The following is a 13,543-nucleotide window of genomic DNA, read 5'->3' on the forward strand; positions in this document are numbered from 1 at the left end:
GACTCCTACTTATGTCATAAGTCATATGTCAAGAGCTGGATCGACGGGGTTGTGCACTGCTGGTTTCCAAGGCGCTTTGCTGCCCTTGGCCAGTCCGAGGGCAACAAGGGGTGCAGCAGTGGAGAATGAAGCGCCCAGGGGACCGGAACGGTCGCCGAGGACGCATTCGAAGGAGGAAAACCTATGATCGGAAAATTGGTCCGCGGCGTGGCCGCCGCGGTGGCGGTTTCGGCCGTGCTTACCGGTGCCGCCATGGCGCAGACGATCGGCGACATTAGCGCCAAGGGCCGCATCGCCATTGGCGTGCTCACTGGCATCCCGCCCTATGACACCGTGGACGCCAACGGCAATACGGACGGCTTCCTCGTCGACCTCGCCCGCGAAGTCGCCAAGGCTCTCGAAGTCGAACTGGAGGTCGTGCCGGTGAACAATGCGTCGCGCGCCGCCGCTCTCGAATCCGGGCGCGTCGACATGCTGATCGCCCACATGACGGCGACACCGGCCCGCGCCAAGACCTTTTTGATGACCAATCCGTATGGTGCCTACGACATGCGCTTCGTGGCAGCCAAGGACCTCAAGCTGACCACGCTCGACGATCTCAAGGGCAAGCGCGTGTCGGTGCCCAAGGGCTCGACTCAGGACATCGCTGTCTCGGGCTATGGCATCGAAGGTCTCGAGGTGGTGCGCTTCGACGACGATGCTCTGGCCATGCAGGCGCTGATCTCGGGCCAGGTGGACGCGACCGCCGCCGTAGCTGCTGTCGCGAACGACGTGATCGCCAAGCAGAACCTCAGCAATCTGGAAGTTAAAACCGAGCTGCCGATCTTCACGTTGTACTGGTCCATGGCGGTGCGTCATGACGCCACCGAGCTCCATCAGTGGCTGAACAACTTCATCTACTACCAAGAGATCACCGGCAATCTCGGCAAGCTGCACGAGAAGTGGATCGGTACCCCGATCCCCGGCGGTAAACTGCCGACCTTCTGATCGCGCAGACTCTCTCGAGTGGCTGGACCGGCGCATTCATCTCTGCCGGCCCAGCAGGATCTGACGAAGATCTCGGAGACCAAGATTGGCCTATGAAATGACCTTCGGGCCGGTGCTGAACCGGCTTCCCGAACTGCTCCACGGCGCCGTCGACACACTGGCGCTTTCGGGGCAGTCCATCGCCATCGGCCTTTCAATCGGACTCGCCGTGGCGCTCGTCCGCGTCAATGGCCCCCGCTGGGCCAAGCTGCTCGGCTCGATCTATGTAGAGGCGTTTCGCAACACGCCACTGCTCGTCCAGCTCTTCCTTCTTTTCTTTGGCTTGCCTTATGCCGGGCTGCGGCTGAGTGCCAACCACGCAGCCGTGATCGCCGTCTCGGTAAACCTGGGGGCTTATTCCACCGAGATTTTCCGCGCCGGCCTCATGGCCGTTCCGAAGACGCAGATCGAGGCGGGCCTGGCACTCGGCCTGTCGCGCCTGCAGGTGATGCGCTACGTGGTGATCGTGCCAGCGCTGCGCGTCATCTACCCGGCGCTGACCGGCCAGCTGACGCTTACCGTTTTGGGCACATCGCTGGTCTCGGCGATATCGGCCACCGACCTGACGCTCGCCGGCTCGATGATTGAGTCGCAGACCTTCCGCAGCCTCGAAACCTTCCTGATCGTCGCCGCGCTCTACATCACCATGGCCTTCGCGTTTCGGCTGCTCTATTGGGCGATCGGCCTATGGCTGTTTCACCGCCGCGTCCCTGCGGGCGATGCCTCCAAGAGCATGATGCTCGCTCCTGGAAAGGCGGAAGCATGATCCAGTCTTTCGGTTGGCAAAGCGTCCAGTTCCTGCTGCAGGGCCTGTTGTGGACAGTGGGACTGTCGGTGATGACGTTCATCTCGGGCGGCATTTTCGGCCTGATTTTCGCAATTGGTCGCTCGCTCGGCCCGAGTTGGGTCAAGGCCACTATCGCCGGCTACATCCAGCTGGTGCAGGCTACGCCACTGCTCATCCTTCTGTTCCTGTTCTTTTACGGGCTCAGCTTCTTCGGCCTCTACTTCCCGCCCTTCGCGGCGGCGGCGATCGCGCTGACCGTCTACGCCACGGCCTTCCTTGCCGATATCTGGCGCGGTTGTATCGAGGCGATTCCGCGCACGCAGTGGGAAGCGGCCGATGCCCTCGCACTGAGCGGCATACAGAAGCTGCGCTACGTGATCCTGCCGCAGGCACTGCGCATCGCATCGGGACCGACGGTCGGCTTCATGGTGCAGATCGTGAAGAACACGTCTGTCACAGCGCTCATCGGCTTTGTCGAACTGACGCGCGCCGGGCAGTTGCTGAACAACATGACTTTCCAACCCTTCCACGTCTTCCTGACGGTGGCCGCGATGTACTTCCTCGTGTGCTTTCCGCTGTCGTGGTGGAGCGAGCAGCTCAAGGAGAAGAAAAGTGCCGGCCGCGTTGCGAATTGAAAACCTCAAGAAGTCCTATGGCGCGGTGCCGGTGCTCAAGGGCATCGACCTGAGCGTAGAGCAAGGCGACGTCGTGGCCGTCATCGGCCGTTCCGGCTCAGGCAAGAGCACCATGCTGCGCTGCATCAACGGGCTCGAGCACTTCGAGTCCGGCTCGATCGAAGTCGTCGGCCACAAGGTCAGTGCATCGACCGCTGCCCTGCGCGCTTTGCGCAAGGAAGTCGGCATGGTCTTCCAGAGCTACAACCTGTTTCCACATCTGAACGTGGCAGAGAACATCACCCTTGCCCCGCGGGTGGTGAAGAACCTGCCGCGCACCGAGATGGCCGGGCTGGTGCATGACGTGCTGAGCCGGGTTGGCTTGGCAGAAAAGGCGGGCGCCTATCCCGACGAGCTTTCCGGCGGCCAGCAGCAGCGTGTCGCCATTGCGCGCTCGCTCGCCATGAAGCCCAAGGTGATGCTGTTCGATGAGGTGACCTCGGCCCTCGACCCCGAACTTACCGGCGAAGTGCTCAAGACCATTGCCGAGCTCGCCAAGGCCGGGATGACCATGGTTCTCGTGACGCACGAGATGGGATTTGCCCGCAAGGTCGCCAACCGCACGGTGTTCATGAACGAAGGCCGCATCTGGGAGGAAGGCCCCTCCGAAGAGCTGTTCACCAATCCGCGGACGCCGGAGCTCAGGAGCTTTGTCGCGCCCAACCTCAAATAGTCAAGCATCGCCAGATAGAGGAGCTTCAATTGGCAGTACCCGAGAACCGCACACTCGTCGAAAAGATGAAACGCGGCCAATCCGTCTTCGGTTCGACTTTCTATTCCGGATCGACCGTTCCGCTCGAGATCGCCGGTAATTGGGGGCTCGACTTCGCTTTCATCGACGCCGAGCACACTCCTACAAATGTCGATCGTGACATGGAAAAGCTCGTCATGGCCTCGCTGCTGTGCGGCATCGCGCCCCTGGTGCGCGTGCGCGGGGTCAACCAGTGGGACATTCGCAAGTCGCTCGAAATGGGCGCGACCGGCGTCATCATCCCTTACGTGAAGACGGCCGAAGAGGCGCGGGCCTGTGTCAGCGCGGCCAAATTCATGCCGATCGGCCGCCGCGGCGGTGATGCGGGTTGTCGAGCCGCCGGCTTCGCGGGTCCAGGCTTTCAGTGGTCCAAATACATGGAACACGAGAACGCAACCAAGTTGGTCATCCCGATGGCGGAGAGCTTCGAGTTCTTCGACAACATCGACGAGATCCTGGAGGTCGAGGGCATTGACGTGATCAATTTTGGCCCGGCTGATTACTCGATCTCGCGGCAGATCCCGATCGATTATTCGATGAAGAATGCCGAGGTCGACGAGAAGCTCTCGGAGCTCATCGAGAAATGCCATGCACGCGGCATAAAGGTGATGGCTCCTTGCATCCCGCCCGTCGCGGAGAGCGTCACGGCGCTCCAGAAGAAGGGCGTCGACATGATCATCATGGGCAACGACGTGATGTTCCTCAACCAGGGCTACCAGCGAGTCCGCGAAGCCATCGACACCGCCGCCAAGAGCGCCTGAATCAATCATTTTGGGAGTTATGAAATGAAGGATCCCTTCAGCGTAGAAGGCCGCGTCGCGGTCGTGACCGGTGGGCTTGGCCAACTCGGCACGCAATTTTCCAAGTCGCTCGCCGAGGCGGGCGCCAAGGTCGCGATCTATTCGCGCCGACCGTTCAGCCGCGCGCAGGTTGAGGAGAAATTCCCCGGCCTCGCTGACAATATCCGCGTCTATGAGGCGAGCGTCACCGACAAGGCTCAGCTCGAAGCTGCGACGAACCAGCTGATCGCCGACTGGGGCGTGCCGCACATCCTGGTCAATAATGCCGGCATCGACTCCAAGCCGAGCGGCTCGGCCGAGCAGAACGCGCCATTCGAGGTCTATCCCCAGAAGTACTGGGACGAGATCATTGATACCAACCTCACCGGCGTAATGCTCACCAGCCAGGTGGTGGGCACCTACATGGCGAACGAGCAGCGAGGCTCGATCATCAATGTCGGTTCGATCTATGGCGTGGTCTCGCCCAACCAGGCGCTCTACGCCTATCGCGAGAAGCGCGACGGCGTGCCCTTCGTCAAGGCCATTTCCTACGCCGCCTCGAAGTCCGGCCTCGTGAACCTCACCCGTTACCTGGGGACCTATTGGGCTCCCAAGAAGGTGCGGGTGAACTTGATTTCGTTCGGGGGCGTGAAGACCGCGAACTTCGACAAGGAGTTTATCGACGCGTTCCTGCAGCGCGTTCCGATGAACCGGCAAGCGGAGATCGACGAATACAACGGCGTCATCCGCTTTCTCGCCTCGGACGCCTCGTCCTACATGACCGGCTCGAACGTCACCGTCGATGGCGGCTTTACTGCCTGGTAGCAAGACCACATCGATCAGTAGGCCAGAGGCAGCGTTACTGCCTCTGGACGCCCCGTGTGTGCTTTCGCGTGTTGGAGGGAATGCGCGGCCAATATGCGCTCTCGCTCCAGAAGCAGCCGATGGCGATTGGGTCGGACGCGCTGAACTGACTTCGACCTAGATTCCTAGCGCCGCAGCGATCTTCGGACCGGCGTCGGGCCAATCCTTGGCGATCACGATTCCGTCCGGCAGCGGCGGCAAAAGTTTGCGCATCTCGGCATGTGCCATGACGTGGAACAGATGCGTGTCGGCCATCGAATCGCGCACCGAGACGAGGTTGAGCGGGATATCGTCGACGAAGGCGACGGGGCGAGGGTGCTCGCCTCGAAGTCGGCGAATTGCCGGGCCCTTTGCGGCTTCCGTGGTGATGAGAGGGTAGGGGAACCCGAGCGCATCGAGAAGGGCCCGTCGCGTTGACCTGTGGCGATGCGGCATCGCCGTCAGCATGACGATTTCGGCACCTCCGGCTAGCATTTCGACTGCCTCGCCTGCGCCGGTCGCCGCGATTTGCCAATCGGCCTGGGCCGCGAAGAAGCCGTCGAGCAGTGCAGCTACCCGGTCGTTGCCGACAACGGCGCCGGTCTCGATCTCGGATATGTTGCCGTTGAGGCGAAACGCCATTGCATCGAACCGCAGCCCTTGCGAGCCGAGAAAGCCGATGAAGGGGCGCACGAATTCGAGCAGCACCTCATCGACGTCGAGCACGAGAAGCGGGCGGGTGTCACGCGAAAGCTCGGCGATCTGGCGTGCGGTTTCGGGATCTTCGCTCATGATCTGCAGCTCTCTGCCGGCTCAGGTCGAGGCTTCGTAGCGGTCGTCGCCCTGCGGGAGGTTGCGCATCGCTTCGGCAACGGAGGCGGGATCTATCCCGGCGGTTTGGGCAAAGGCGATCAGCGTCGGCTCATGAGCGATGATGAATTGTAGCACGCCGGCCAGGAACCCCGGCTCGCGTGCTGCCAAGCGGATCGCCTCCGGCTCGATGCCGGTGATCGACAGGAAGCGACCGAGCAGGGCGGGATCTGCCGCGACGAAACCAAGCGCGGCGACCGCTATTTCCTCTGCGCCCTCGCGCGTCTCACTTGGATTTACCATGACCTTACCGAGATTTCAGTGTTACAATTCGTGTGGTTCATCAGTACCGCCTACTGCCCGCCGGCGAAAGCCGCGTCGGCGCGTGGCGCTGCGGGCACCCGAATACGGAAAGCCCGCGTAAATCGATTACCGTTTCATAAATTAAGTTACGCTAGTATCTAGAACGGGATTCATGGGCGCAGGGCAGGCGTGAAGGCGTTACAACCCTGAACAGGTGCATGCCGGGCGGAAGAAAATGCCGAAGAAAGTGATGATCGTCGAGGATAACGAGCTCAACATGAAGCTCTTCCGCGATCTCATCGAGGCGAGCGGTTACGAGACGGTGCGCACGCGCAACGGGCTCGAAGCGCTCGATCTTGCGCGTGCGCACCATCCGGACCTCATCCTGATGGACATCCAGCTTCCCGAGGTGTCGGGGCTCGAAGTCACCAAATGGCTGAAGGAGGATGACGAACTCCACACTATCCCCGTCATCGCCGTCACTGCGTTTGCCATGAAGGGCGATGAGGAGCGCATCCGCCAAGGGGGCTGTGAGGCCTACATCTCCAAGCCGATCTCGGTCCCGCGCTTCATCGAGACCATCAAATCCTATCTCGGCGACGCCTGATGTAGACGAATGCCCCGGGGGAACAACAAGCCATGACTGCCCGAATCCTCGTCGTCGACGACGTCCCGGCAAATGTGAAGCTGCTCGAAGTGCGGCTGCTTGCCGAGTATTTCGACGTTCTCACGGCAACGACCGGACCCGATGCGATCGAAGCCTGCGAGAACGGCAAGGTCGACGTGGTGCTTCTGGACGTGATGATGCCCGGCATGGACGGCTTCGAGGTGTGTCGCCGGCTGAAAGCCGATCCCTCGACCTCGCACATTCCGGTGATAATGATCACGGCCCTCGATCAGGTTTCGGACCGCGTGAAGGGACTTGAGGCCGGGGCCGACGATTTCCTTACCAAGCCTGTGAACGACCTGCAGTTGATGACGCGGGTGAAAAGCCTGGTACGGCTGAAAACCTTGACGGACGAGCTTCGCCTGCGCGCCGCGACGACTCGCAACATCGGCATCGAGGAGCTGTTGAGCCGTAAGCTTGCCGACGAGAAGACGCCGCCGCGGGTGCTCCTGATCGACGAGCGCGAGAGTTCTTATCAGCGAATCCAGAAGATGCTGCGACAGGTCGCTGAGCTCGACGTTTCGACGGACCCGCATGCCGGCCTTTTTCAGGCGGCCGAGACACCCTATGAATGCGTCATCGTCTCGGCGGACTTCGCCAATCTCGATCCGCTTCGGCTTTGTTCGCAGATGCGTTCACTTGATCGCACCCGATTCCTCCCGATCATCCTCGTCGTAAACCAGGGAGAGGACGATCGCGTTATCCGGGGGCTGGAACTCGGCATCAACGACTTTCTGGTGCGTCCGATCGACCAGCAGGAACTGATTGCGAGGCTGCGCACGCAAGTCCGCCGCAAGCGCTACAACGACCAGCTTCGCGCGAGCGTGGCCGAAACCATCGAGATGGCCGTCACCGATGGGCTGACCGGGCTGCACAATCGGCGCTATCTCGACAGTCATCTGCAGACGCTGTTCGATCGCGCCGTCTCACGCCGCCGCCCGCTCTCGGTGATGATCACCGACCTTGATCGTTTCAAGTCGATCAACGACGAGCACGGCCATGATGGCGGCGACGACGTGCTTCGCGAGTTCGCTCGCCGCCTGCGCAAGAACGTGCGCGGCATCGACCTTGCCTGCCGCTATGGTGGCGAGGAATTCGTCGTCGTCATGCCCGACACGGAGGCCCATATTGCCGAGAAGGTGGCCGAGCGCATTCGTGCCGAGATCGAGAAGACGCCCTTTGCCGTCGGGAAGAATGGCGCGACGATCCAGGTGACGGTCAGCGTGGGCGTGTCGTCGGTCAAGCACGGGCCGGACTCGGTTTCAGAGCTGATGAAGCGGGCCGACGTAGCTCTCTATGAGGCCAAAACCGGCGGCCGTAACCGCGTCGTTGCGAAGGCGGCCTGATGATTTGCCGTGCTTTAGCCGACTGACGAAACGCAAGCGCCGTTTACCTTAACTCACGCGATTCGCCCGCCGTGGTTAAGAAACGGTTGATTTTCAATCGCTCTTGCGCAACTGTGCGTGTGGAAACTCAGGTGCTGCCCGGCGCGAGGTGCTCTCGCCAGGTGGCCCGATATACCCCATGATGCTCAGGTCCGCCGCATCTCCTGGGTCCGTGGGGTCGGCCGGCCGGCGCTGGCGCACAGTGGCCTCCTCGTACCGCTGCCAGATTGCCGACCGGCCCCCTTTAGGGCCCCGATTTCCTAAATCAGTTGTACAATTGGCTGAATCGGGCGCAGAAATGCGATCGCCGCCCGAAGGCGGCGAGTCACCTTCGCAAGCCGGCAAAGATCACTTGATCTTCGTCTCTTTGAATTCGACGTGCTTCTTGGCGATCGGGTCGTACTTGCGGAACGACAGCTTCTCGGTCTTGGTACGGCTGTTCTTGCTGGTCACATAGAAGAAGCCGGTATCGGCGCTCGATAGGAGCTTGATCTTGATGTTGGCTGCTTTGGCCATTGTTCGGGTCCGTTGTCAGGCTGATGGTGCCGCCGTATGATGCCGGCAGGCGGCACTCTTGAGCGGAAAACTGGCGCGACAGATAAAGATCGTGCCTGGAAAGTCAACCCCGCTTGGGCACGCGCCAGATGCGAATTGCCGAAAGCACGATGTAAAGCGCGAAGAACATCGCCAGCGTGTAGCTGAACCCAGGCGGCCCGAGCATGTCCATGCCGATGCCGATTACCTGCGGACCGATCAGCATTCCGAAGCCGTAACAGAAAACGAATGCGGCATTCGCCGACGCAAGTTCTCGACCCGTAAGTCGCGAGCCGAGATGGGCGAGCCCGATCGTGTAGAGCGCGGCCACCACGCCGCCCCAGACGAATAGCACCGCCGCGGTGAAGTACCAGTTCGAGACATAAAGAGGCAGCGCCAGCATGCCGGCCAGTCCGACGATTGCACAGCCCAAAAGCAGGCCGCGCCGATCGCGGACCCGGTCGCTGACCAGACCGAGTGGTATCTGCAGGATGACGTTGCCGAGACCGATCATCGAAAGCAGCAAGGCCGCCGCGGATTCCGAATAGCCGATGCGGTTGCCATAGACCGGAAACAACGCGAACCCGCCGGTCTCCACGGCGCCGAAGATGAAGACCGCCGCCGTCGCCGTCGGCACCAGCCAGATATAGCGCCAGAAGCCCACCGGCTCTTCCTCGGGCGAATGGATCTCCGGGTTTTCGCCGGCCGCGATCAGCACCGGAATCGCCGCGAGGAGAACGATCGCGAACGTCACGCCGAAGGGCAGGAAGCCGCCGCTGCCCATTTTCGAGAAGAGCCACGGGCCGAAGGCGAAGCCGAGCGAGAGCACGGTGGCATAGATGCCAAGCACGAAGCCGCGCCGATGGGGCGGAGCCGACATGCTGATCCAGAACTCGGAGAGGATGAAAAGGATCGTAAGCGCGACATGCAGGATCGCGCGCAGCGGGAACCAGGCCCAGAATGGCGCGAAATAGAAGCCGAGGAAAGCGACCGCGCCGGCAAGGATCATGCCGAGCATGGTCCAGACCACGCCCAGGCGTATAGCAAGCGGGGTGGCGAGTGGCGCCGCCACGATCGAGGCGATGCCGGCGATCGCTGTGTTCAGCCCGATCATGCTCGCCGAATGACCGCGCGATTCCAGGATTACGCTGAGCAGCGGTGTGCCCAGGCCGATGGCGATGCCGACGACGCTGATCGAGGCTACCGCCGCCGAAATGGAGCGCCAATGTGTCCGCTCGACCACGGCAGGCTTGGAACGACCCGGATCATGGTTCATTGAATTCAGTCCGGAGAATGCGTCAGGTCTGTTGGCGGGAAGGCGAAGTGCGTCTCCGGTGACCCATAGGCCGGCGCGTGTCAATACGCCGGTTTGCCTCCGGTTCACGGGATGCGCGGTAAAACCAATGGTCTAACGGCCAGAGCCTCTGAGGATGCGCTGCTCGCGAAATTGGCTGCCGCACTCGGTCTTCACCTCAAATTTGGATACTAGAGGAGCTCGCGCACGAAGCGCTTCCCGACGAGGCGGTAGAATGGCACTGTGCCGCCCGGTGCAAGATCGGGATCCGTCGAGAGCCTTTCTTCCAGACTTTCGAGGATCATTTTCGTGATCGTCGGAATGTCGGCACGCTTGGCCTCGTCGAGTGGCAGCCAAACGATCTCCTCAAGCTCATCTGTTGGTCCTGCGGGTAGCGCAATTGCGATGTCTTCGCGCCACGCCGCGAAAAACCGTGTGTCGAAGCGGCGCACGCGGCCGGGCGGCGTGATTGCGCGGGCCACGAAGCGCAGGTTTTCGAGCGATGGCTGCACCGCGTGATCGGCAAAGCCACGCCAGTCTTCGGACTTTGCAGAGAAGGCGCCCTTGCGCCCGATCAGCAGGCCGGCCTCCTCATAGGTCTCCCGCACGGCCGAGAGAGCTATCGAACGGGCGCGGCCGGGCCTGACGCGGTTGCGGGCCGTGAGCTTTGCCAGTTCGAGCGGATGCAGATCGCCTGCCGGCACGATACGGCTGTCGGCAGGATCGGTGCGGCCGCCGGGAAAGACGAATTTTCCCGGCATGAAGGCGTGCCTCGCGTGCCGGCGCCCGAGCAAGACCTTGAAGCCGCTGCCGCTGCGGTCAATCAAGATCAGCGTTGCCGCATCGCGCGGCCGCTTCGGCCCTTCGCCCAGGGCGAAATCGCGGCCTTCGGCCTTGTCGATATCGGATTTGGTGAGGTTAGCCTGCATGCGCCTGATCAGCCCGATCAGACTTCCGGATGCGTCTCGACTTCGTCTTCCTCGCCGCCGAACCCGTGCATGTAGAGGGCCCATTGCAGTCCGACCACGGCGCCTTTGACGGGCCGCAGCAGCCCGATCGCCAGCACGATCGTGAGTGGAATCCAGATTGCGAGCTGTTGGATCAGCGAGAGGTCGAACATGGACTCGAATCCCATGAAGGCGCCGAGCACCAGGTGGCCCACGATGACGACTACCAAATAGGCCGGCAGATCGTCGGCGCGATGATGGTGGATCGCTTCGCCGCAATGCTCACATTCGCTCACCGTCCTGACGAAGGAGGCAAAGAGCCGGCCCTTGCCGCAGTTCGGACATTTGCCCAAAAAGCCCCTCTGAATCGCCGTCAGCAGCGGACGAGCCGGGCGCAGCGACTGGTTGACGCCGCCAAAGACCTGTTGGTTCATCTTGATCTCCTTGCCCGCGCGGCCGGCCGCTTACCGCGGGCTGCGGGGCGTTTCTTAGCCTTGTGGAAAGATCGCTTTCCACCGGGCAACGCCTTGGGTTCACTCAACATTTCGAAGCGCAACGCGCCGGCCAGCGGCGCGACTTCGACCAACCTGACCTCCACGCGATCGGCAAGCTGGTAGCCGCGCCCGGTACGTTCCCCGAACAGGGAGTGGGTTGACTCGTCGTAGATATAGTAATCCCCACCGAGAGTTGATATCGGCACAAAGCCATCTGCGCCGAACTCCGGCAATTGGACAAAAAGCCCCGCCTTGGTCACGCCGGAAATGCGGCCTTCGAAGGCCTCGCCCTTGCGCTCGGCCAGATAGCCGGCGACGAGGCGGTCGATCGTTTCGCGCTCGGCCGCCATGGCGCGACGTTCCGCCGCGGAGATCAGCCCGGAGATCTCGTCGAGCCGTGCTTCTTCGTTAGGCGTGATGCCGTCCCTGCCCAGGCCGAGCGCGGAAATCAGGGCGCGGTGAACGATAAGGTCGGCATAGCGCCGGATCGGCGAAGTGAAATGCGCATAGCGGTGCAGATTGAGCCCGAAATGGCCGATGTTCCCTGGCGAATATTCAGCCTGGCTTTGGGTGCGCAGCACGACCTCGTTGACAAGCTCCTCGCTATCGGTGCCGCCGACCCGCTTCAGGATCTGGTTGAATTGCGCAGGTCTGAGCTGCGCGCCTCGCGCCAAGGTCATCCCGATCGATTGCAGGAATTCGCGTAATGTCTCCTGCTTGGCGAGAGATGGCGCGTCGTGGATGCGGTAAACCAGAGCCTGCCTCTTCGCCTCCAGGCTTTCAGCGGCCGCGACATTGGCCTGGATCATGAACTCTTCGATCAGCTTGTGTGCTTCGAGCCGCTCCGGCACGACAACGCGGCCCACGGTGCCGTCGGGTTTGAGCAGAATCTTCCGCTCGGGCAGGTCGAGCTCCAGCGGCTCGCGCGCGTTGCGGCCGCGCTGCAGCACGGCATAGGCGTTCCAAAGCGGTCTCAGCACGCGATCGAGGATCGGTTCGGTTGTTTCGTCCAGCCGGCCATCGATCGCGGCTTGCGCCTGCGGATACGAGAGCCTTGCCGCGGAGCGCATCATGACGCGATGGAAGGAATGGCGGATTTTCCGGCCTTCGGCTGAGAAGGTCATGCGCACGGCAAGGGCAGGGCGGTTCTGACCTTCGCGCAGCGAGCACAAATCGTTCGAGATGCGCTCCGGCAGCATCGGCACGACGCGATCGGGGAAATAGACCGAATTGCCACGCCGCAGTGCTTCACGGTCGAGCGCCGAGTTCGGCAGAACGTAGGCTGCGACGTCGGCGATGGCGACCGTTACGATCACGCCGCCCGGGTTCCTTTCGTCGGGATCGGGCTCGGCGAAGACGGCATCGTCGTGATCCTTGGCATCCGCCGGATCGATGGTCACCAGCGGCACTTTTCGCCAATCCTCGCGGCCGGCCATCGTCGCAGGCCTAGCGGCATCTGCCTCTGCGAGCGCCGATTGCGGAAAGATATGCGGGATATCATGCGCATGGATGGCGATCATCGAGACCGCCTTCTCGCTGGTCATCGAACCGAGCACCGCGATCACCTTGCCGCGCGGCACGCCGTAGCGGCCGGTTCGCAGCGGCTCCACTTCGACGAGGTCGCCATGCTTGGCGTCCCCGCGGTATTCCGACTCGATCGTAAGCTCGGGCTGGCGGCGCTCCACCGGTTCAATGCGGAATGTGCCGTCCCGCATGACACGGAAGACGCCGAGCACGGCCTCACGCCGCTTCTCGAACACCCGGATAACGCGGCCGGTATAGGCGAGCCCGGCCGGATCGTCGGCCGGGAACACTTTGGCAAGCAGCCGGTCGCCGATACCTGGGGTGGGACCTTTGACGCCGCGCGGCGAGCGGATCGAAACGATCGGCACAGGCCCGTCGCTCTCAAATTCGGAGGGGCGAGCGAGCAGGCCTCCCTCATCATTGCGTCCGTAAACGTCCAGGACCACGACATTGGGAAGGGCACCCGGCTTGAGCAGCCGTTTGCGATTCTTGCTGACGAGCCCCTCGTCCTGGAGCTCGCGCAGCAAGTCCTTCAACCAGATGCGATCCTGACCTTTTAGCGAAAATGCTTTGGCGATCTCGCGCTTGCCGGAGCGATCGGGGTTCTGCTCGATGTAGCGCAGGATCTCCTCGCGCGAAGGCCGGAACTCGGTCCTTGTCGCCTGCGTCGTCTGCCCGGCCGTCTTGCCGCTGGTCTTTCGCCCGGATACACGGCGCGCCAAGCG

Annotated in this window: 15 protein-coding genes; 8 read left to right on the forward strand and 7 right to left on the reverse strand. The window is 62.2% G+C overall.

Annotated features, from left to right (window positions below):
• Window positions 1-183: 183 nt before the first annotated feature.
• From SAZ10_RS13485 to SAZ10_RS13510, 6 genes are all read left to right on the forward strand, one after another.
• Entirely contained in the window at window positions 184-987 is an 804-nt protein-coding gene (locus SAZ10_RS13485; protein ID WP_318609756.1) for a transporter substrate-binding domain-containing protein, read from the forward strand.
• Window positions 988-1,072: 85 nt separating this feature from the next.
• Entirely contained in the window at window positions 1,073-1,792 is a 720-nt protein-coding gene (locus SAZ10_RS13490) for an amino acid ABC transporter permease (RefSeq protein ID WP_318609757.1), read from the forward strand.
• Entirely contained in the window at window positions 1,789-2,448 is a 660-nt protein-coding gene (locus SAZ10_RS13495; protein ID WP_318609758.1) for an amino acid ABC transporter permease, read from the forward strand. Before SAZ10_RS13490 ends, SAZ10_RS13495 begins: the two co-directional genes overlap by 4 nt.
• Window positions 2,426-3,160, forward strand: coding sequence for an amino acid ABC transporter ATP-binding protein (locus SAZ10_RS13500; RefSeq protein ID WP_318609759.1), 735 nt, complete (start codon window positions 2,426-2,428; stop codon window positions 3,158-3,160). The genes SAZ10_RS13495 and SAZ10_RS13500 overlap by 23 nt, the downstream gene beginning before the upstream one ends.
• 29 nt (window positions 3,161-3,189) lie before the next feature.
• Window positions 3,190-3,999, forward strand: coding sequence for an HpcH/HpaI aldolase family protein (locus tag SAZ10_RS13505; protein WP_318609760.1), 810 nt, complete (start codon window positions 3,190-3,192; stop codon window positions 3,997-3,999).
• Between the two features lie 24 nt (window positions 4,000-4,023).
• Window positions 4,024-4,842, forward strand: a complete 819-nt coding sequence (locus SAZ10_RS13510) for an SDR family oxidoreductase (RefSeq protein ID WP_318609761.1) — start codon at window positions 4,024-4,026, stop codon at window positions 4,840-4,842.
• A 156-nt stretch (window positions 4,843-4,998) separates the two neighbouring features.
• On the opposite strand, the gene SAZ10_RS13515 is transcribed toward SAZ10_RS13510, so the two are convergent.
• Window positions 4,999-5,652 (reverse strand): hypothetical protein, encoded by a 654-nt coding sequence (locus SAZ10_RS13515; RefSeq protein WP_318609762.1) that lies wholly within the window; start codon window positions 5,650-5,652, stop codon window positions 4,999-5,001.
• Between the two features lie 21 nt (window positions 5,653-5,673).
• A complete protein-coding gene (locus tag SAZ10_RS13520) occupies window positions 5,674-5,973 on the reverse strand; it encodes a DUF3572 domain-containing protein (protein WP_318609763.1) in 300 nt (99 codons plus the stop codon).
• Between the two features lie 250 nt (window positions 5,974-6,223).
• Between SAZ10_RS13520 and SAZ10_RS13525 the strand changes: the two genes are divergently transcribed.
• Window positions 6,224-6,580, forward strand: a complete 357-nt coding sequence (locus SAZ10_RS13525; RefSeq protein ID WP_318610121.1) for a response regulator — start codon at window positions 6,224-6,226, stop codon at window positions 6,578-6,580.
• A gap of 32 nt (window positions 6,581-6,612) precedes the next feature.
• Window positions 6,613-7,986 (forward strand): PleD family two-component system response regulator, encoded by a 1,374-nt coding sequence (locus SAZ10_RS13530; protein ID WP_318609764.1) that lies wholly within the window; start codon window positions 6,613-6,615, stop codon window positions 7,984-7,986.
• Window positions 7,987-8,373: 387 nt separating this feature from the next.
• On the opposite strand, the gene rpmG is transcribed toward SAZ10_RS13530, so the two are convergent.
• The 5 genes from rpmG to rnr form a co-directional block, all read right to left on the reverse strand.
• Complete coding sequence (rpmG, locus tag SAZ10_RS13535; protein WP_192690101.1) at window positions 8,374-8,541, reverse strand: 50S ribosomal protein L33; 168 nt, start codon at window positions 8,539-8,541, stop codon at window positions 8,374-8,376.
• A 103-nt stretch (window positions 8,542-8,644) separates the two neighbouring features.
• Window positions 8,645-9,835 (reverse strand): MFS transporter, encoded by a 1,191-nt coding sequence (locus tag SAZ10_RS13540; protein WP_318609766.1) that lies wholly within the window; start codon window positions 9,833-9,835, stop codon window positions 8,645-8,647.
• Window positions 9,836-10,044: 209 nt separating this feature from the next.
• On the reverse strand, window positions 10,045-10,782 hold the full coding sequence (locus SAZ10_RS13545) for an NUDIX hydrolase (protein WP_318609767.1): 738 nt from the start codon (window positions 10,780-10,782) through the stop codon (window positions 10,045-10,047).
• Between the two features lie 17 nt (window positions 10,783-10,799).
• The gene (locus SAZ10_RS13550) at window positions 10,800-11,234 is read right to left on the reverse strand and encodes a DUF983 domain-containing protein (protein WP_318609768.1); all 435 of its coding nucleotides are present in this window, start codon (window positions 11,232-11,234) and stop codon (window positions 10,800-10,802) included.
• Window positions 11,231-13,540 carry a ribonuclease R gene (rnr, locus tag SAZ10_RS13555; RefSeq protein ID WP_318609769.1) on the reverse strand — a complete coding sequence of 770 codons (2,310 nt, stop codon included), beginning with the start codon at window positions 13,538-13,540 and terminating at the stop codon, window positions 11,231-11,233. The genes SAZ10_RS13550 and rnr overlap by 4 nt, the downstream gene beginning before the upstream one ends.
• Window positions 13,541-13,543: the final 3 nt, after the last annotated feature.

The organism is Mesorhizobium sp. BAC0120, assembly GCF_033542235.1.
Classification (GTDB): Bacteria; Pseudomonadota; Alphaproteobacteria; order Rhizobiales; family Rhizobiaceae; genus JAWRCU01.

Coding starts and splice junctions, on each gene's coding strand:
- SAZ10_RS13540 (WP_318609766.1), bottom strand. CDS start 9,835: ATGAACCATGATCCGGGTCGTTCCAAGCCTGCCGTGGTCGAGCGGACA.
- rpmG (WP_192690101.1), bottom strand. CDS start 8,541: ATGGCCAAAGCAGCCAACATCAAGATCAAGCTCCTATCGAGCGCCGAT.
- SAZ10_RS13495 (WP_318609758.1), top strand. CDS start 1,789: ATGATCCAGTCTTTCGGTTGGCAAAGCGTCCAGTTCCTGCTGCAGGGC.
- SAZ10_RS13545 (WP_318609767.1), bottom strand. CDS start 10,782: ATGCAGGCTAACCTCACCAAATCCGATATCGACAAGGCCGAAGGCCGC.
- SAZ10_RS13530 (WP_318609764.1), top strand. CDS start 6,613: ATGACTGCCCGAATCCTCGTCGTCGACGACGTCCCGGCAAATGTGAAG.
- SAZ10_RS13520 (WP_318609763.1), bottom strand. CDS start 5,973: ATGGTAAATCCAAGTGAGACGCGCGAGGGCGCAGAGGAAATAGCGGTC.
- SAZ10_RS13510 (WP_318609761.1), top strand. CDS start 4,024: ATGAAGGATCCCTTCAGCGTAGAAGGCCGCGTCGCGGTCGTGACCGGT.
- SAZ10_RS13515 (WP_318609762.1), bottom strand. CDS start 5,652: ATGAGCGAAGATCCCGAAACCGCACGCCAGATCGCCGAGCTTTCGCGT.
- SAZ10_RS13485 (WP_318609756.1), top strand. CDS start 184: ATGATCGGAAAATTGGTCCGCGGCGTGGCCGCCGCGGTGGCGGTTTCG.
- SAZ10_RS13550 (WP_318609768.1), bottom strand. CDS start 11,234: ATGAACCAACAGGTCTTTGGCGGCGTCAACCAGTCGCTGCGCCCGGCT.
- SAZ10_RS13525 (WP_318610121.1), top strand. CDS start 6,224: ATGATCGTCGAGGATAACGAGCTCAACATGAAGCTCTTCCGCGATCTC.